This window comes from Bacillus sp. m3-13 (genome assembly GCF_000175075.1).
GTDB lineage: Bacteria > Bacillota > Bacilli > Bacillales > Bacillaceae_I > Sutcliffiella_A > Sutcliffiella_A horikoshii_C.
In genome coordinates this window covers 288132-307123 of sequence record NZ_ACPC01000009.1, presented here as the reverse complement: position 1 = coordinate 307123, position 18992 = coordinate 288132, and the positions used below count along the sequence as shown (strand labels likewise).

At 40.5% G+C, this 18992-nt stretch carries 15 protein-coding genes and 2 pseudogenes; 3 read left to right on the top strand and 14 right to left on the bottom strand.

Features of this window, described 5'->3' with window-relative positions:
* Positions 1 to 77 precede the first annotated feature (77 nt).
* From ilvN to M313_RS0103690, 7 genes are all read right to left on the bottom strand, one after another.
* A complete protein-coding gene (gene ilvN, locus M313_RS22600) occupies positions 78 to 335 on the bottom strand; it encodes an acetolactate synthase small subunit (RefSeq protein ID WP_010192589.1) in 258 nt (85 codons plus the stop codon).
* Positions 332 to 2047, bottom strand: coding sequence for a biosynthetic-type acetolactate synthase large subunit (gene ilvB / locus M313_RS0103715; RefSeq protein WP_010192586.1), 1716 nt, complete (start codon positions 2045 to 2047; stop codon positions 332 to 334). Before ilvB ends, ilvN begins: the two co-directional genes overlap by 4 nt.
* Before the next feature lie 28 nt (positions 2048 to 2075).
* Entirely contained in the window at positions 2076 to 3743 is a 1668-nt protein-coding gene (gene ilvD / locus M313_RS0103710; RefSeq protein ID WP_010192584.1) for a dihydroxy-acid dehydratase, read from the bottom strand.
* Between the two features lie 81 nt (positions 3744 to 3824).
* Positions 3825 to 4769 carry a branched-chain-amino-acid transaminase gene (gene ilvE, locus M313_RS0103705; protein WP_010192582.1) on the bottom strand — a complete coding sequence of 315 codons (945 nt, stop codon included), beginning with the start codon at positions 4767 to 4769 and terminating at the stop codon, positions 3825 to 3827.
* A gap of 528 nt (positions 4770 to 5297) precedes the next feature.
* A complete protein-coding gene (gene ilvA / locus M313_RS0103700; protein WP_010192580.1) occupies positions 5298 to 6560 on the bottom strand; it encodes a threonine ammonia-lyase IlvA in 1263 nt (420 codons plus the stop codon).
* A 117-nt stretch (positions 6561 to 6677) separates the two neighbouring features.
* Entirely contained in the window at positions 6678 to 7472 is a 795-nt protein-coding gene (locus M313_RS0103695) for a (2Fe-2S)-binding protein (RefSeq protein ID WP_010192578.1), read from the bottom strand.
* A 60-nt stretch (positions 7473 to 7532) separates the two neighbouring features.
* Positions 7533 to 8531, bottom strand: a complete 999-nt coding sequence (locus M313_RS0103690; RefSeq protein WP_010192577.1) for an ABC transporter substrate-binding protein — start codon at positions 8529 to 8531, stop codon at positions 7533 to 7535.
* 235 nt (positions 8532 to 8766) lie between these two features.
* Between M313_RS0103690 and M313_RS22595 the strand changes: the two are divergent.
* Together M313_RS22595 and M313_RS0103680 are read left to right on the top strand one after the other, a co-directional pair.
* Positions 8767 to 9615, top strand: a pseudogene (locus M313_RS22595) (patatin-like phospholipase family protein).
* A gap of 21 nt (positions 9616 to 9636) precedes the next feature.
* On the top strand, positions 9637 to 11001 hold the full coding sequence (locus M313_RS0103680; protein WP_010192573.1) for an MFS transporter: 1365 nt from the start codon (positions 9637 to 9639) through the stop codon (positions 10999 to 11001).
* Between the two features lie 381 nt (positions 11002 to 11382).
* On the opposite strand, the gene M313_RS22590 is transcribed toward M313_RS0103680, so the two are convergent.
* The 5 genes and pseudogenes from M313_RS22590 to M313_RS0103655 form a co-directional block, all read right to left on the bottom strand.
* Positions 11383 to 11760, bottom strand: a complete 378-nt coding sequence (locus tag M313_RS22590; RefSeq protein ID WP_010192570.1) for a TraR/DksA family transcriptional regulator — start codon at positions 11758 to 11760, stop codon at positions 11383 to 11385.
* Between the two features lie 67 nt (positions 11761 to 11827).
* A pseudogene (locus tag M313_RS0103670) lies at positions 11828 to 12055 on the bottom strand (DUF1731 domain-containing protein); the annotation flags it as partial.
* Positions 12056 to 12072: 17 nt separating this feature from the next.
* On the bottom strand, positions 12073 to 12912 hold the full coding sequence (locus tag M313_RS0103665) for an STAS domain-containing protein (protein ID WP_010192565.1): 840 nt from the start codon (positions 12910 to 12912) through the stop codon (positions 12073 to 12075).
* Between the two features lie 84 nt (positions 12913 to 12996).
* The gene (locus M313_RS0103660; protein WP_010192564.1) at positions 12997 to 13875 is read right to left on the bottom strand and encodes an alpha/beta hydrolase; all 879 of its coding nucleotides are present in this window, start codon (positions 13873 to 13875) and stop codon (positions 12997 to 12999) included.
* A gap of 43 nt (positions 13876 to 13918) precedes the next feature.
* On the bottom strand, positions 13919 to 14569 hold the full coding sequence (locus M313_RS0103655) for an RNA polymerase sigma factor (protein WP_010192563.1): 651 nt from the start codon (positions 14567 to 14569) through the stop codon (positions 13919 to 13921).
* A gap of 93 nt (positions 14570 to 14662) precedes the next feature.
* Between M313_RS0103655 and M313_RS0103650 the strand changes: the two genes are divergently transcribed.
* Positions 14663 to 15091, top strand: a complete 429-nt coding sequence (locus M313_RS0103650; RefSeq protein ID WP_010192561.1) for a VOC family protein — start codon at positions 14663 to 14665, stop codon at positions 15089 to 15091.
* 320 nt (positions 15092 to 15411) lie between these two features.
* On the opposite strand, the gene M313_RS0103645 is transcribed toward M313_RS0103650, so the two are convergent.
* Both M313_RS0103645 and M313_RS0103640 read right to left on the bottom strand, forming a co-directional pair.
* Positions 15412 to 15711 (bottom strand): hypothetical protein, encoded by a 300-nt coding sequence (locus M313_RS0103645; protein WP_010192552.1) that lies wholly within the window; start codon positions 15709 to 15711, stop codon positions 15412 to 15414.
* 154 nt (positions 15712 to 15865) lie between these two features.
* Complete coding sequence (locus M313_RS0103640) at positions 15866 to 18934, bottom strand: efflux RND transporter permease subunit (RefSeq protein WP_010192548.1); 3069 nt, start codon at positions 18932 to 18934, stop codon at positions 15866 to 15868.
* Between the last annotated feature and the right edge of the window lie 58 nt (positions 18935 to 18992).

Below are 18992 nucleotides of genomic sequence, written 5' to 3'. Positions count from 1 at the left end.
CCGTTATCCCCCGCAGGAGTCTCACACCTTGCACTCCAGTCAACGGGTAAAACCACTTTATCATTAAGAATATTCCGTTAATTTGTTAGAGCGATTTGCTCGGAAATGTCGGTGATTTGGATGACGTCGATTTGTTTGTCTAGTTGGAGCTTTATTTTTTCCACTTCTTGTTCCTCGACCACGTTAACGACGATGGTCATGAGGGAAATGGAAGATTCGTTGACAGGCGCTACTGCCAGGCTTTCAATGTTTAATCCCTTTCGCAAAAACAGATTGGTCAATCGGTTCAAAACTCCAAGCTGGTTGTTTACTAGGAGCGACAATGTTCGCTTCATGGCTTCACACCTTCCATTTGTTGAATTCCTTTTCCGGGAGCTATCATCGGATACACATTTTCCGTTGTAGTCACCCGGCAATCTAATAAATATGGCTCATCTGTAGCAAGTGCTTCGGCAAATGCCGTGCGGAACTCTTCTTCACTATGAACAACCGCAGCCTTGATTCCAAAAGCATCGGACAGTTTAACGTAATCCGGTTGGTTTGGCAGTAAGGATTCTGAGTATCTTTCTTTATAAAAGAGCTGTTGCCATTGTCGGACCATTCCCATAGATTGATTGTTTACGAGTACAACTTTTACCGGAAGTTTATATTCTTTCAGGACAGCCAGTTCCTGCAGTGTCATTTGGAAACCAGCATCCCCAAGAACTGCTACAACTGTGGAAGGTCGTTCTGCCACCTGCGCGCCGATTGCTGCTGGTAAACCGAAACCCATCGTTCCGAGTCCTCCGGAGGTAACCCAGCGATCCGGTTTTTGAAATCCATGAAATTGCGCTGCCCACATTTGATGCTGCCCAACGTCTGTCGTGACAATCGCTTCTCCTTTTGTTAGTTCATGAACAAGTTCTACAAGCTTTTGAGGTTTGAAGGTTTCTCCATCTTCTACATACCATAGCGGATAATCTTCTTTAGATTGAAGGAGTTGTTCGAGCCAACTACTTGTATCCGCCGTTTCTGGTAACTCTTTTAATAGTAATTGAAGGGACTTTGCTGCATCCCCGGCTACTGGATAATCCGTCGGAACATTTTTGCCGATTTCGGATGGATCAATATCAAAATGTACCACTTTTGCAAACTTAGCGAACTCTTGCAGGTTTCCTGTCAGCCTGTCATCAAACCTTGCTCCGATATTAATGATTAAATCTGCTTCATACAGGGCCATATTGGCCGTATATGTTCCGTGCATCCCAGCCATTCCAAGAAATAGAGGGTGGTCTGCTGGAAAGCTGCCAAGTCCAAGTAATGTACTGGCTACTGGAATTGTCGTTTTTGCAACCAGTTCCTTCAATTCATTAGTTGCTTTACTGTGGAGAACGCCTGCGCCAGCTAAAATGACGGGCTTTTCCGCTTTCTTTAAGGCCTGTGCTACTTTTTTTACTACCTGTGGATCAGGTTCAGTCTGTAACTTGTACCCAGGCAGGTGCACTGCTTTTGAATAGTCGTAAATCCCTGAAGTAGCCGTGATGTCTTTTGGTATGTCAATCAATACCGGTCCCGGCCTACCTGTAGATGCAATATGGAACGCTTCTTTAAAAATTCTTGGAAGCTCTTTGACATCCTGGACCTGAAAATTATGTTTGGTGATAGGCATCGAAATTCCTAAGATTGGTGCCTCTTGAAAAGCATCTGATCCAAGTACTTGTGAATTGACTTGCCCTGTGATGACTACAAGAGGGAGGGAATCTATCATAGCATCTGCAAGTCCTGTGACGATATTGGTGGCACCAGGACCAGAAGTGGCAATGACCACCCCAGGTCTCCCTGTAACCCTTGCGTACCCTTCCGCTGCATGGATGGCACCTTGTTCATGCCTTGTTAAAAGATGTGGAATACCACCGTCATATAGTGCGTCGTAAATGTTTAGTACAGCGCCACCTGGATAGCCGAATATCACTTCCACTTTCTCTTCTTTTAAGGCTTCGACAATCATCCGTGAACCTGTCAGCAACTTCTGCGCCACCTTTGTTCCGCTCTCTTCCACTGTACTCATTCGTTCTCCACCTCCTTATTTTTAAAACTTATACTTTTAAGATTCCACCAGTATTTGCTGAAGTTACGAGTGCTGCATATCTTGCAAGGTACCCGCTTTTCACTTTACATTCTGGTTGTTTCCAGTCTTGCTTTCTTGCTTCTAACTCTTCACTCTCTACTAATAGATGAATGGAGCGTTTTTCCAAATCAATTTGGATGATGTCTCCGTCCTCCACGAATGCAATTGGTCCGCCTTCTGCCGCTTCCGGGGAGATATGTCCAATGGAGATACCTCTTGATGCACCAGAAAATCTTCCATCTGTGATAAGTGCCACTTTTGTAGATAATCCTCGACCTGCAATCGAGGATGTCGGTGCAAGCATCTCCGGCATTCCCGGTCCGCCTTTTGGCCCTTCATACCTGATTACCACAACATGCCCTTCACGAACTTGCCCACTATTTATTCCTTCTTGGGCTTCTTCTTGTGATTCGAAAACTATCGCGTCTCCTGTAAAGGTCTTAATAGACGGATCTACCGCTCCAACCTTAATGACTCCTCCGTTTGGTGCGAGATTACCAAACAGGATGCTTAGTCCTCCAACAGGACTGTATGGGTTATCTTTCTTTCGGATTACTTGGTCGTTTACGATTTGTGCATGATCTACCACTTCCTTGATGGTTTGACCGGAAATGGTGATTCTTTCTGGATGGATAGCTCCTTCCATTTGACAAAGCTCCTTGATGATGGCACTTACTCCTCCAGCCTCATGTACATCTTCCATGGAATAGTCTGATGCAGGGCTAACTTTGCAAAGATAAGGTACTCTTTCGGCAATCTTATTGATGTCTTCAAGTTTATATTCAATTCCAGCTTCGTGTGCGATGGCAAGTGTATGTAGGACGGTATTGGTCGATCCGCCCATTGCCATATCCAGTGCAAAAGCGTCGTCGATTGCTTCTTTTGTGATGATATCCCTCGGTCTTACATCTTCTTCAATTTGTCGCATGAGATGCTTGGCTGCATCTTTGATCAGTTGATGTCTTCCGTCTGATGTTGCCACCATGGTACCGTTACCAGGTAGGGCTACTCCGAGCATTTCCATCAGTGTATTCATAGAGTTTGCCGTAAACATCCCTGAGCAGGAACCGCATGTTGGACACGCACTAGATTCAATTTCTAGCAGCTCTTCACGGGACATTTTTCCGGATAGGACGCTTCCTACTCCTTCGAAGACGGATACAAGTGATAATGGTTTTCCATCCTTCGTTCTACCTGCTTCCATCGGTCCGCCTGATACAAAAACAGCAGGTACGTTGGTTCTAGCCGCTGCCATCAGCATGCCTGGTGTGATTTTGTCACAATTGGGGATGTAAAAGACGCCATCAAACCAGTGGGCGTTGATTACTGTTTCTGCTGAGTCTGCAATCAGCTCTCTACTTGGTAAGGAATAGCGCATTCCAATATGCCCCATCGCAATTCCATCATCCACTCCGATTGTATTAAATTCGAAAGGAACTCCCCCAGCTTCCCTGATTGCTTCCTTTACCACTTCAGCGAACTTATTTAAATGCATATGCCCAGGGATGATATCCACATAAGAGTTACAGACACCAATGAACGGCTTATCCATATCCTCCGCCTTAACGCCCGCTGCATGCAACAAACTTCTATGTGGTGCTCTATCGATACCTCTCTTGATCGTATTACTTCTCATCAGCTGCTTCACTCCTTTGAGAGGGGTCAGACCCCTCTTTATTGCTTTAATGCAGTGAGGGTCAGACCCCTCTTTATCTTTTTAATGATTCAACGCTTCACCCAGCAACACTCCACCGTTGATTTCCCATCCTACTTGGGTTTCTTCTGGGTAGACTTTATGGCCGTCTTCTACGACTAGTTGGCGGAAGCGGTTTAGGATTTTATGGGTTTCTTTTCCTGGTTTTCCGTCTGCGATTTTTCTACCGTCCAAACTGATGACCGGGATTACTTCAGCCGCGGTTCCTGTTAAGAACACTTCGTCCGCAACATATACATCGTGCCTAGTAAACGGTTCTTCTCGAACGTCATAGCCCATTTCATTAGCGAGATCGATGATGGCATTTCGCGTGATGCCTTCTAGTGCTCCAACGTAGCTTGGCGGCGTTAATAGTTTGTTGCCCTTTAGGATAAAGATGTTCTGTCCCGATCCTTCTGCTACATAACCTTCTGTGTTAAGTGTTAGTGCTTCATTGGCACCCGCCATATTTGCTTCTGCTTTTACCATGATGTTGTTCAAATAATTTAGTGATTTTACTTTCGGACTTAAAATATCTGGACGGTTTCTTCGGGTAGGAACGGTTACCATCGTAATTCCTACGTCGTACAGTTCTTTTGGGAATAATGCCAGTTGCTCAGCAATGACAATCAGGTTTGGAGTTTTGCATTTTGTGGGATCTAAACCGAGATCGCCGACTCCTCTTGATAGGACCAGTCGAATGTAGGCCGTATCATGTAATTTGTTCTTTCTGAGAGTCTCAACGATAATATCTTCCAGTTCAGACATAGTATAGGGGACGTCCAATAATACAGACCTTGCAGAATCATATAATCTTTCTAGATGTTCGCGAAGACGGAATACATTTCCGTTATACATTCGGATTCCTTCAAATACGCCATCGCCATATAGGAATCCATGATCATATACAGATACAACTGCCTTTTCTTTTTCTACTAGCTGACCATTCATATAGATGTATCTACACATAGCTAATCTCCTCTTTTCACTTTTTATTGTTTGAATATTCTGACATATAACAGTTTAAAAGTTGCCCCTTGGTCAGGTTGAATAAACGTCAAGCGTTCATCAGAACCTATCCGTAGAGGCTTTTTTCCTCGCGGTGTACACCATCTGTCAAGATCGTGCTGGTATCGCTCGGACCAGACATGATTGGAAAATTGGGATGAGAATGCAAGTTATTTCTTTCTTGCACTACCACTTTACTTTCCTGAAATCACCGGAACCCTAGACACCCTTCTGATATGTGAAATGTTATTTCATTTATCAATGTTTCTTTGAGTTGATGTTATTTTAATACCGTCTATACAGGCAGTCAACACCTAATTTCAGATAATTCTAATTTTACTGATAATATTAAAACGCTTTCATTTTCGTCCTGTAAACAAAGAAAACGCTTACAAATGTTTGTTAATTTTTTTTACATACCCTTCTTTTTTTCTCTCAAAACATAAAAAAAGAACGGGTTATCCCGCTCTTTTTCTAGACAAACTATAATTATATTAATAAATTAAACAGCTGCTTATCTTTGTTAATCTCGATATAGGTGAAGCCTTTCTTTTCCATTCGTTCAATAATGGCAAAATAATCGTCAGGCTTTCGTAATTCGACGCCAACCAACACCGGCCCCTTATCTCTGTTATTTTTCTTGGTGTATTCAAAACGTGTAATATCGTCTGTCTCTCCCAAGACATCTTCCATAAATTCTCGCAATGCCCCTGCACGTTGTGGGAAATTCACAATGAAATAATGTTTAAGCCCTTCATAGATTAGAGACCTTTCTTTCATTTCCTGCATGCGGTCCAAATCATTGTTGCCCCCGCTCACAATACAGACTACTGTCTTCCCGGCAATCTCATCCTTGTAAAAATCAAGAGCTGCAATAGACAATGCCCCCGCAGGCTCGGCAATTATGGCGTTTTCGTTGTAAAGATTCAGGATGGTGGTACACACTTTCCCTTCTGGTACCAATACCACATCATCAGCAAGGTCTTTTGTCAGCTCAAACGGCAGTTTTCCCACCTGCTTTACAGCCGCTCCATCTACAAAGCTATCAATCTCATTCAATCGCACCACTTCATTTTGAGCCAATGATTGCTTCATACCTGGAGCACCGAATGGTTCCACACCAATCAATTTTGTATTAGGGCGCTTGTCTTTCAGATAGGATCCCACACCTGAGATCAGTCCCCCACCACCAATACTCATAAACACATGGGAACATTCCTCTTGCAACTGTTCAGAAATCTCCAAACCTACTGTGGCTTGACCGGTAATCGTTAACCGATCGTCAAAAGGGTGGATAAACTTCATCCCTTCCTTTTCACAAACTTCCATCGCCTTCTGATAAGAATCATCGTACGTGTCACCTGTAAGAACCACTTCGGTAAACTCTCCACCAAAAAACTCTACGCGTGACACTTTTTGTCTTGGTGTAGTAGTTGGCATAAAAATCTTCCCTTTTATACCGAGCTTTTTGCACGCAAAGGCAACTCCTTGGGCATGGTTACCTGCACTCGCACAGACTACCCCTTTTGCTCGTTGCTGCTCTGTTAAACTATGGACCGAATAGTAGGCTCCCCTAATCTTAAAGGATCTTACCACCTGTTGATCTTCCCGTTTCAAGTACACTTTACAGTTATATCGTTCTGATAGAATGGTATCCAACTGAAGCGGGGTTCTGACAACCACATCCTTCAGCACCTCATAGGCATGCTCTACTTCTTTTGTAGTCACTCTTGTTTGTAATGCTCTTGCCAATGTTACCGCTCCTTTCTTTTCGCAAAAAACGAATATTGTGAATTATTGTACAACACCTTGTTTTAAAAAGTCACGATGAAATTTTCGCGGGAACACTAAAAAAAGCATTCGACATCTTTAACTTGTTGTCGAATGCTCTGCTAACACTTTATTAAATTTCTCTTGCCGTTCCGACTTTTTCATTTTCGGACAGGTAAAACATAAGTGACCGCCCTCTGTTTGATAAGCCAGACAACATGAAGGCTTTAACGGCATCGGGTCATTCAAATCCCAAGGGTTATCAATAAATATTAATTCTTTTGCATATGGATGTTTTGCGCTCCCCACTCCCATGCAAGAGGCTGGAGTTACTTTTTTAAACATCTCTACGTTTTCTTCGAATTGCATAACATAGTGCTTAGGCAGATTTGAATGTTTCATGCGATCTGTAATCCAATAGAGGCTATGTGTCGCCTGATACCACATATGTAAAAGGTGGTTGTTCGTTGACATAGTTTGCATCTGTATAAAAGCGGGCTTCATGTTTTGCTCATAAAATTCCTCTACCCACACTTTCTCTCTTTCTTTAACTAAGGCTTCAGAATGAACGACAAATGAGATAAGCATCATCCCACGTTGATGTTTATATAGTTGCAATTTAATATTTTCTGAAGTAATCATCCAGTCCACAGAAGACAAAAAATGCATAGCCCCACATAAATATCCAAACCACCCTGAAAGATACATCACCGTGACATCTTTTGTCGTTGCCTTAATTCCTTCTCCATAAAGTTCTAGAAGTGTTTGTAGAGTTTCAGGATCCCCCAACTCACTTATCCGACATTCCCAGACAACATCCGTTTTCTCTTCTTTCGACACGTAAAAGAAATTCTCCATCTGTTCCCACGTCCACGCCTGTTCTTGAAGTTCCATCTTCTCCCTCCTTCTATAAAAAGAAGGCTGACAGCATATGTCAACCTTCCCTATTCTTCCTTACATTTCTTCCATGTACTTCACAATATCTTCTAATAGAAGATTTGCCGCTTTAATTCCACCAGACAGGTTCCAAATGATTTCATCTACTTTGTACGCAGAATCCGTTTGTGCAACATTTAGCTTTTCATAAAGAGGATGCTGCATCCAAGCTTCTTGCATTTTGGTTCCGCCTTTTTCCTCATCATAGTCGGCATTGAAGTAGAACATAACGTCTCCATCCATGCTGCTCATTTGTTCTTCTGTAATGACTTCCATGAAATTTTCTTTATCTTGTGCTTCTGGGCGTGCAAACCCTAAGTCAGAAAGGATTGTCCCTGCAAATGTATCTTTTTGATATATACGAACCGTTGTTGGCAAGAAACGGACAACCGAAACTTCCATATCCAATTTATCGCTTAACTTCCCTTTTACTTCTTCCACATGTTTGTCATAGTTTGCCATTGCTTCTTTACCTTCTGCCTCTTTGTTCAACGCTTTTGCATATAATTCAAAGTTTTGCTTCCAGTCTCCTGCTAAATCTTCAGAGAATACAGTTGGTGCAATCGCTTCTAATTGTTCAAAGATTTCTTCATGACGGATCTTGTTACCAATAATCAAGTCAGGTTGAAGGCTTGCAATGGTCTCAAGGTTTGGTGCTGTTTCTTCCCCAAGCTCCGTTACCCCTTCCATTTGTTCTTTGATATGAGCATACCATTCAGTACCTACACCAGGACTAGCAGCACCAACTGGTGTTACGCCAAGTTCAAGTACAGCTTCAGTTCCTTCGTTTGTCAACACCACAACTTTTTTGGGCGTATCTTCAATCGTTGTTTCCCCCATAGCATGTTGAACCGTGTATTCGGTAGACTCTTCCCTTTTCACTGCGTCATTATCTTTGGAACTGTTTTCACCTGTTCCATTGTTGCTTGCAGTATTGTTTGCTCCGCATCCAGCTAAAATTAATGCCAATATACTGAATGTAAGCAGTAATTGAATAAACCCTTTGTTCTTTCTCATTTCTATCTCCCTTTCTTCTGACTGTCATTCAGTCTATGTAATTGATAATGATTTTCATTATTATTATAGGTCGCATAGACTAGGAAAGCTATGCACTTTTTGAACATTTTGCATGGACTTTTTATCACCCGCATTTTTTTCAGGCACCGTTTCGGACAAAGGTTGGGGAGGTTTGTTACAATATGCTTTATGAAAAAGATTGGAACTTTCAAAGATATGAAAAGAGGGATAGAAGTTGTTAAACAGTGGATTAGTGCTTGAAGGCGGGGGTATGCGCGGAGTATATACTGCCGGAATTTTAGAATATTTTATGGAAAAAAACTTAATACTTTCCATATGTGATTGGTGTTTCTGCCGGAGCTTGCATGGCAGCTTCTTATCTTTCGAGACAGCCGGGTAGAAAACAAAAAGGTCAATATCGACTTTGTTGGAGATCCCAGATACCTTTCCTATCGTAACTTTTGGAAAAAACACCAGATGTTTGACATGGATTTTTTATTTGATGAAATACCGAATAAACTTGTTCCTTATGACTATGATTCATTCTTAAACAGAACAGAACAGTTTGTAGTCGTAAACAACGGATTGTCTGACTGGCGAACCTGTCTACTACAACATGGACCAGCATGGAGAAGATATGCTTCAGCTGATTCGGGCATCAAGCTCTCTGCCTTTTGTTGCGCCAAGTGTTGCCTATCAAGACAAAATGCTATTGGATGGTGGAATCATTGATCCGATCCCATTAAAAAAAGCCCAAAAAGATGGCTTTGAAAAAAATGTTGTGATTTTGACAAAGCCTGTTGGCTACAAAAAGAAAGCAAGCCGGTTCTCTTCCCTGTTCAAATACAAGCAATTTCCGATTATTTCAGAACGTCTTCAGACACGTTACAAGCTATATAATGAAACATTGGACTATGTCGCTGCAGAGAAGGAATCCGGATCCACTTTTGTATTCCAGCCAAGCCAGCCGTTACCTGTAGGCAGAATGGAACGGAAAAAGGAACGCCTTCAAGCCCTTTATGAACTAGGGTATGAAGATGCGAAAAACAACTACAAGGCATTACAGGAATTTTTACAAAACTAACAATAGAAACTGGTGAGACAAATGGCATCACATGCTGCCGATCTTAAAGAATTAGAACAACCCGTAATAGAAGAAAATAAAATCATCCTTATCTGGAGTGCCACCGTTTGGCTTGTTGTCATGAATACAACCATGTTCAATGTTGCCTTGCCAAGTGTATTGAGCGAGCTGAGCCTATCCTCCTCCACCGCTTCCTGGATTGTATCTGGCTATTCAATCGTTTTCGCGATTTCAACTTTGACCTATAGCAGGTTGTCGGATTTTTTACCGATTAGGAAGTTGCTAAGCATTGGACTTGCCTTGTTGGCCATTTCCTCGATTATCGGATTCTTTTCTCAAGATTTCGTTTGGTTATTAGCCGCAAGACTATTGCAAGCTGCAGGTGCCGGTGCTGTCCCAGGGCTCGCCATGGTATTGGCGGGACGATACATCCCAATATCTAGAAGAGGAAAAGCGATGGCTTTCATCTCTTCTGCCGCCTCTCTTGGATTTGGACTTGGTCCAGTAATCGGGGGACTGATCACCCAATACTTGGGCTGGCATTACCTTTTCGTTGTAACAGGATTCGTTTTATTGCTACTGCCACTATTTCGAAAATTATTGCCTCATGAAGAAACACAAAAAATTAAATTTGACTACCTTGGTGGTCTGTTAATTGGAACTGGTGTAACTGGACTTTTACTTTATCTTTCCACTTTTAAGCTTCCAATTTTACTGGTCAGTATTGCTGCACTCTTATGGTTATGGCGTCATATACACAAGGTTTCGACACCTTTCATTCAACCTGCATTGTTAAAGAACAAGCAGTTTGTGAAACTGTTGGGTATTGGATTCGGAGCATTTGTCTCGCATTTCTCGGCATTGTTTTTAATGCCGATCATGTTGGCAGTGATTTTCAACAAGGAACCGGCAACCATCGGCTTGCTTATCTTTCCGGGAGCAATCCTTTCCGCCATTGCCGCTCAATTCATCGGCAGGTTTATCGACCGCTTTGGCAATATGCCCCTGATTTTGTTCGGTCAGGTGTTTTTAATTATTTCTACCCTATCATTTGGAATGCTTGGGAATCTTTCTCCTTTTGTGATTTTGGTTACCTATATGTTTATGAGTACAGGATTTTCAGCACTAACCTCAAGCATTTCAAATGAGATATCAAGGATTTTGGATAAATCGGAGCTTGGTGCCGGCATGGGGATTGCCCAGCTAGTCCAATTCTTCGGTGGTGCTTTTGGAGTGGCATTGACTGGGTTGTTGATTGTGTGGCAAGGAGACTTACCAGTGGAGGAGATTTATCGCAATATTTTCCTCGGGGTTACAGGGCTATTGTTACTAACTTCAGTGGTGTTTTATCAGTATAGAAGAAGTAAAGGGAGACAGTCGATTTGACTGTCTTTTTCTATCTCTCCCACCGTGGATTCTTTTGACACCTAATGAAGACCTTTCCGTTATTGTTTTCACGCTAGAGAGGTCCTCATAAGCTCGATGAAGACACCTCTCCCTCCGCTTTCACACTAGTAACGTCCTCATAAGCTCGATGAAGACATCTCCCCCTTCGTTTTCACACTAGTAACGTCCTCATAAGTTCGATGCAGACATCTCCCCCTTCGTTTTCACGCTAGAGAGGTCCTCATAAGCAGGATAAATAGAACTAGTCCCAGTAATTGTATAAGAATCACCAAAGGTTTCCGGTTTCCAATGTTTAAGAATGCATTATCTTGCATTATGAAAAATAAAGCCACCGGTTTCATCCCGGTGGCTCTTTATTCATTATCTTTCCCCTTTATCAAATTTCTCCTGTGCTTGCGCTGTCCGTTTTGCATATGGCAATGCCTCAAGACGCTCGTATGGAATCTCTTCCCCCGTATCGACACAAGTACCATATGTTCCTTCTTCTATTCTAGCTAATGCTTCTTCAATTTCACCTAGCAATTTCTCATCAATCTGCTCAAAGGTTTGTTCCTGTTCTCGCTCCACTCTCTCCGCGTTGCCTTCCGCCAAGTGGTTCCCAATTCCAGTCGTGATTTCTCCTGTAGACTCGCGCAAGGATTCGTCCAATATACTGCTTTCTTGCTTTTTCTCTATACTTTCTTTCATCTTTTCCAGTTTGGTTTGAAGTGTTTTCTGCTTTTCTTTTGTTAATGTCATTTCTATCTACTCCCTTCATCTAATGAAGGTATACCCTCAGAGGCACGGAATAAAACAAATCAATATTCTAGGATAAAATGTCTGCTAGGGCTTCATCTATCTTAGGATACTTGAATTGATAGCCTTCTTTTTCCAACCTTTCGGGAATGACCCACCTGCTTTTCAGGATTAACTCTGTTTCCGTCCTAATAACGACAGCGCCAACCTCGAGCATCCATCTTGGGGATGGCAACCCAATCTTTCTATTCATTTTCTCTCTCATCTCAGCCATAAATTTCTTGTTAGAGATAGGATGTATTTCAAACTCTATTTTTACGTAACTCCCCATTTCTCCAGTGCTTTTTGAAGAGTAGAGTAAATAGTTATATGGGAGAAATCAAGTCCAAGATGGATGGCTGTCTGTGCTACTTCAGGACGAACACCTGTAATAATGCTTTTCACTCCAATGAGCTCTAAAGTGGTGACTGCGATAAATAACTGATTGGCTACCATAGTGTCTACAATAGGTACACCAGATAAATCGATGACAAGACACTCTACATTCTTTTCCTGACACTGTTTAAGGCTTGTCTCTGTAATAATTTTCGCTCTTTGTGTATCAATGCTTCCTATCAAGGGTAGTACACTGATTTCACTCGTCAATTTTATAATTGGTGAGCTTAACTCTGATATCATTTCTTGTTGTGCCAAGAGTGTCGATCGGTGATAAGCAGTATAGGTTGCCACAAATTCCTCGATAACGTTGTCAAACGCATAATGGAAAAGATTAGACCAGGTTAACAGTTTCTCAGCAGTGATAGAGTTGGTAGGTTCTGATGCAAATTCATTAATTTTATTCCAGTAAATCTGACGAAACACTTTAAACTGAGGAATGATTTCATTTAATTCTGTTTGGGTGGAAACTCTATCTTTCGCAACTTCAGAAGCCCATTTTTTAATAGCATCGTAGTTTGATTCCGTATCAGGGTTGATAAAAATATGAGCAATTGTTGTAATGAACTTCTTATTTTGCACACGTAATTTCTCACCAATAGTAGGAACAGTACTCGAATAAATACTACTTTCCTTCGCTTTTTTAGCCTGGAACCAAGCGTTAGTCAAGGAATCCGTATTATTTACAATAAAATCATGTAATGCCATGTTCTTTTCCATATAAAGCCCCTTAACTTTTTTTATTTTAGTATATTATAACGGTTATAAATATAAAGAGCACTATTTCCTGATGTAATCTACTTGTTAAGATTCTACTACTTCTTTGATTTTCCTTGCGATCAACGTCCAAGCCTCTTCCGCTCTTTCTTTTGGGCCTAGATGGGTAAACGCATGGAAACAGTCTTTAAATAGTTCATAGTGAACGTCTACCCCTGCTGCTTTTAATTTCTCAGCATAACATTTAGCCTCAGGTTTAAATGCGTCATACTCTGCATTAAGAATAAGCGCAGGAGCTAAGCGGTCACTAACCTTAGCTAGAACAGGGGATGCAAGTGGATGGCCAGCGTGTTCTTTTTCAGCTAAATAACACATGTTAATAAAATTTGCTACTTGAGGATATCGAGAACGCCACTTATCTGGTTCTGGTTTATCTGCATGAGGAGTGACAAAATCCAGCATAGGGCAAGACAACACTTGGAGAAGTGGCTGATTTTCCCCTTTCTCTTCCAGGTATAGGCATAGGGCGGCTGCGATATTTGCACCTGAACTCTGTCCGCCAAGCATTATTCTCTCCACATCAATATTCAATTCATTTGCCCTACTTTTCAGCCATTGAATTAACTCATAGCCCTGTTCAATAGGTTTAGGAAAACGATGTTCTGGTGCTTTCACATAATCAACATTAACGACCACACATTCTGCCTGATTGGATAAAAAGCGACAATAGGGGTCATCCATCTCCTTCTCATTCATGATAAACGCGCCACCATGGAAGTTTATGTAGACAGGGTGCTTCTTCTGGTTAGTTTTCATGGGGTAGTATAAAGAAATAGGAGTGCGTTTTACAGATGTTTCAATTAACATATCTTTTTTCATTTTTACATTTTGCAGAGGAATCATTGGTGTTTTTAATGCTTTATTAGGTAAGAGGCGTAGTGATTTTGCAACAACAGACTTGAACATCAGCGTACCTCACTTTCGTAATCAATAAAACTAGGCTAAATGATTAAGATACAATCTCTAAAATATTTCCATCGGGATCTATAACATGGAATACTGAATGAAGTGAACTTCTTTTCACTTGAAAGTTTTGTGATTCTAACAGTCGATAATAATAGAATATCTCTTTAGGTTTAGATTCTCGTATTGATTTTGAAAGCGCCATAAAAATTTGTTGATTCGAGATTAGCATTCCCTTTTCCATTTCAGTTACATTTGTTAATTTTAATTTCTTTCTAGAACGATGAAGTGCTGTTTTTATTGACTCATCACTCACTCTTAACATGGACGCAATTTCTTTTGAAGTGTATCCGAATACATCCTTTAAGGTAATAAGCATAGATTGCTTTAAAGGCAAACTTGTAAATAAAATTTCAATTAGACCGTAATATTCGATAAAATCGTACTCTTTTCCCATTAATTCTTCATTAAAATGAATGTTTTCTCTATACTTTCTTTTCTCGTCGATAAACTTATTTTTAGCCACCGTACATAAAAAAGCAAATGTAAACTCCCTACTAGGTTCGGTCTTTTTAATTTTATCCACCTTTAGAAACGTTTCTTGTACTAAATCCTCAGCTGTCCAAGGTGAACCTGACAGTTTTAAGCAATACTTATAAAGTTTATTAATCTCATACTCTATATCTTCTAGAAACATGTTTTAGCACCTTTTCGTTTATTTTTATTTTTCATGTAACTTTTACATTATAATTAACGTTAATAGTAAGAATTCATTTGGAGGAGGAAGATTATGTTTAAAGTAGGTAGTATTTTTATTCCAGTTACAGACATAGAGAAATCAACAGAATGGTATGCAAAATTTCTTGGTGCAAAGATGATTGATAGTTGGGGAGAGGGAGTTGGCTTTTATTTACCATCAGGATCAACACAAATAGCCTTGGTGAAGGTTGAATCCCCGCAGCCCACTGAGTTCAGAACCAATGATGATCAGAAAAATGGTTATTTCAATTTTGTTGTTGATGATATTGAAGCAACCCATCAACATTTTAAAAGCAATGGTATTGTTACATCCGAAATTGATGATTTTGGCGGAATGAAGTTTTTTGATTTCTATGACCTAGATGGCAATCCATTCAGTGTGGTAAATGAAGTTGATGGCTCACCTTACCATTCAGATAATATCAGAAAAATGCAGGACCGTGACAGAAAAAATCAATAAATAGTGAAAAAGAATTACCAATCTATTAGGATAGGTAATTCTTTTTCAATTTTTATTTTATAGATAGTGAATAATCCTAAATAGCTCCGGCAGCTATAAAATAATTATCTCAAATATCCATTATTTCCACAATAAGTTATTCGAGAAACTTACTTAAACAAAAATGATAAACGAGAACAGATTCGTGTTTTAGGATAGCGCCCGATTGCGGAAGATTACTGTTACATAGTTGCATAGTATCATTATACTCTGCAACAATAGTTTTTCTTCCTACTTCAAATAAAACTCAACTTCTCCATTAAATTACTTAGTTTCTTAAGTTACTTTTCCTTCATAATAGGCACAAAAGAATTATATACACCAATAAACTTCATTTCCTTTCCCTTGAATTGGGTTTTATGTATCGTAAAGAAAACGAAATCATTATATTCAGAATTGTTTTCAATCATCTTTTTACCAAAAATCTTCAAAGTCGTTTCCTGTAAAGGTTGGTTTGCCCCAGCTTTTTCAATAACAACCCCTAATAGCCAGTCTGCGTACATATCCTCTGTAGGCTTTGTCAAATACATGCTACTTAATAAAACAACCATAACGACAACACTAACGATCCACTTCTTCAAAACTATCCCTCCCGTATTATAACAGGTAGGATTTCTCATCCTACCTGTTACTTAAATCAATTATTATCGGAGAGCTCGCATCTGTATTAAACCAAGTTAACATTCTCCACTTTAAATGAAACATGCAAGCACTTTATACTGTAATAAATCGGATTTATGAAAACCTTCTCCACTTCCCAATGATACTGTAAAGAACTGGTATGAAGACAAGCGTGAGCAATGTACTAGTAGTAAGCCCCCCGATTACAGTTATGGCTAACCCTTTAGAAATAACACCTGACGATGATGTTGATAAAGCTAGTGGTACGAGTGCTAAAATGGTAGCGAGGGCCGTCATAATAATGGGACGGAAACGTGTATTACACGCTTCAATCACTGCATGCTCTAAGGCCATTCCACTAATCCGGTTTGCTTCTACGCGGTCTAGCATCACAACCGCATTTGTTACGACAATCCCGATTAGCATCAGCATCCCGATCATTCCACTCATGGATAACGTTTCACCCGTAATCAGTAGGGCCCCGAGAGAACCGATTGGTACAAAAATCAAAGAGGAAAGAATAACAAATGGTGTAATGACTCCTCCGTATGTGATGGTTAACGTTAAGAACACCAATCCTACCGCAATCATCATGGCGATACCAAGGTCTTGGAATCCTTCTGTCATCATCTCTTGCCCACCACCAACTTCCCATTCCACTTCATCTGAGATCGCTAGTGATGCCAAATCCCCTTCTACTTGTTCTGTTACGGCTCCAACCTCCTCACTTACACTTTCTGCTGACAAGGTGTAAGCAAGCTTCCCATCCTTATGCTGAATCGTAGCTGGAATGGACAGTTCTTCTATCGTTGCGAGTTCCATCAATGGCTTTGGTCCTTGCTGCGTAAGGATCTCGATATTTTCTAATTCATTTTTATCACGAACTAACTCGTTGTAGGTTACAAGTACCTCTAGCTCTTTCTTGTCTAAGTCCATCACTCCAGCGGAAAGCTCATTCATTTTTTCATTGACTTGCTGATAAATGGTAAATTGATTTACTCCTAATTCAACCGCTTCGTCCTTTAACTCCAATTTGTACTTCGTTTGAAGCTGCTGTGCACTACTAGACACATCTCTTAGTTGGTCGTTCTCCTGTAAGACGCCTTCCACTTGATTCGCTGCGTCCAGAAGTGCCTCTAAATTCTCACCATAGAGTGTAATGTCAATGGTTTTACTTGATGGAGGTCCTTCCTGCTGTACCTCATTAATTCGCACGGTAGTTTCTTCGTATGTTTTTGATACTTGTGCAGCGATTTCATCTTCCAATCCTTTTCGTTCCATTGTAACGGTGTATCCATCTTTTAGTTGAATAAAGAAAGTAGCTTTATAATCAGACGAAGCTTTTTGCTTTAATGGGTTCGAGTTATTGACTAATCCTACAGAGCCTTGAACATATTCAATGGCCGTATCTTCCATAAGCAACTCTTCTATCTCTTTTGCCATACTATTTGTTTTTTCTAGTGTGGTGGACGCTGGGAGTTCCACCTCCACCTCTAATGCACTTGCTGGACCACTTGGTAAAAAGGACTTACCGATTGCAGGTACCAAAAAGAGAGCCCCGGCCAATAAAACAAAGGCACTAATTATGACCATCAATTTATAATTCAGTGATCCTTTTAATAACCGATCGTATGCTTTTTGGATCCAACCTTGTTTCTCCTCCTGACTTCCTTCTTTAAGAAGCGTTAAAGCTAAAACAGGGATGAGCATGAAGGCCACAAGTAAGGAAAGCGTAATGGATGTAACCACGGCAATAGAAAATGGCTTAAAAAACTCCCCTACAATCCCTCCTACAAAAGCCAATGGCAGAAATACAACAATGGTGGCCACCGTAGATGACGTGACCGCTCCAATCACTTCTTTAGTAGCGTTGAAAATTAGATCTCGTTTTGATAATTTTTTTTCCTTCTGCATCCATTGGAAAATGTTTTCAATAACGACAATACTATCGTCTACAATCCGGCCCACGGAAACTGCGATTCCACCAAGAGTCATGATGTTTAATGAGTATCCAAAATAGTCAAGAACTGCAATGGTACCTAAGATCGAAATAGGTAACGATAAAATGGCAATTACTGTTGATCGGATATTTCTTAAAAACAACAAGATGATAATGATTGTAAATAGGGCCCCGAACCCGCCTTCTTTTAATAAGGATTTTACGGATTTCTCTACTTCTTTCCCTTGATCGATGATGGTATATAATTCAGAATCGGAAGAAGCATGGAAGTCTTTCACCTCTTCTTTTACATGTTCCACAACCTCCGCTGTATTCGCATCTTGTGTTTTCTTTACATTTACAATAAGTGCTGGTTCACCGTTATAACGAGTGATACCGTTCTCTTCCTCCACTTCTTTTATTTGCGCTATTTCACTTAACAAAATGAACGTTGGTTTCTGGGGCTGGGAGGGATTTGTTGCTTTCTCATTTGGCGGAATACCTTGCTGCGAAGGTGCAACAGGGATTTGAACCCCCTTTATATCTTCTATGCTAGAAAGGTTCCCCTCCATACTAACCGGGATCTTCCCCTCTTCTTCTAGACTTCCAAGAGGTAACACATAGTTTTTCTCGTTTAAAACTTGGATGATACTTGCGATTGTTAAACCATTCTCCGCTGCTTTTTCTTCATCCACTTCTATTACTAGTTTGGAAGTGGTTGTTCCCGAGACTGTTACATCACTCACACCTGCAATATTTTGAAGCTGTGGTGTAAGGGTATCCGATATATTTTCTTGTAATGCTGTTAATTCTTCATCTGCGAAAGCAATTTGATAGATAGGCTTTGCACTAGCCGATAAGCGTTTGTAAGTCAGCGTGGCATCTTCCGGTAGCTTAAGCTTACTAATCGCTGATTGTATCTCCCTTTCTCTTTCTTCCATATCTTCATTGAAGTCATAGCTTACTTGTATCATGGTGCTATTATCTTGAGTAGTACTCGTTAATTCTTCATATGGTGCTATGTTTTCAATGGCTTCCTCTATTGGTAGCGTGATGTCTTTCTCCGCTTCTTCTGAGGAATGGTTTGGGTATGCTACCTGAATCATTAGTGTTGGAATCTCCACATTTGGATAGTTTTCCAACTTAATTGTATTTGTTGATATATAACCTGTTATAAGAACTAGTATCGTTAACATAATCATTGCAACACTGTTTTTTAAGCTAAAATCAATCATTTTTTTCATATCAGCATGTCTCCTTTTGTGTATGAGTTCACTATATAAGAGAAATGTGACCTAAATA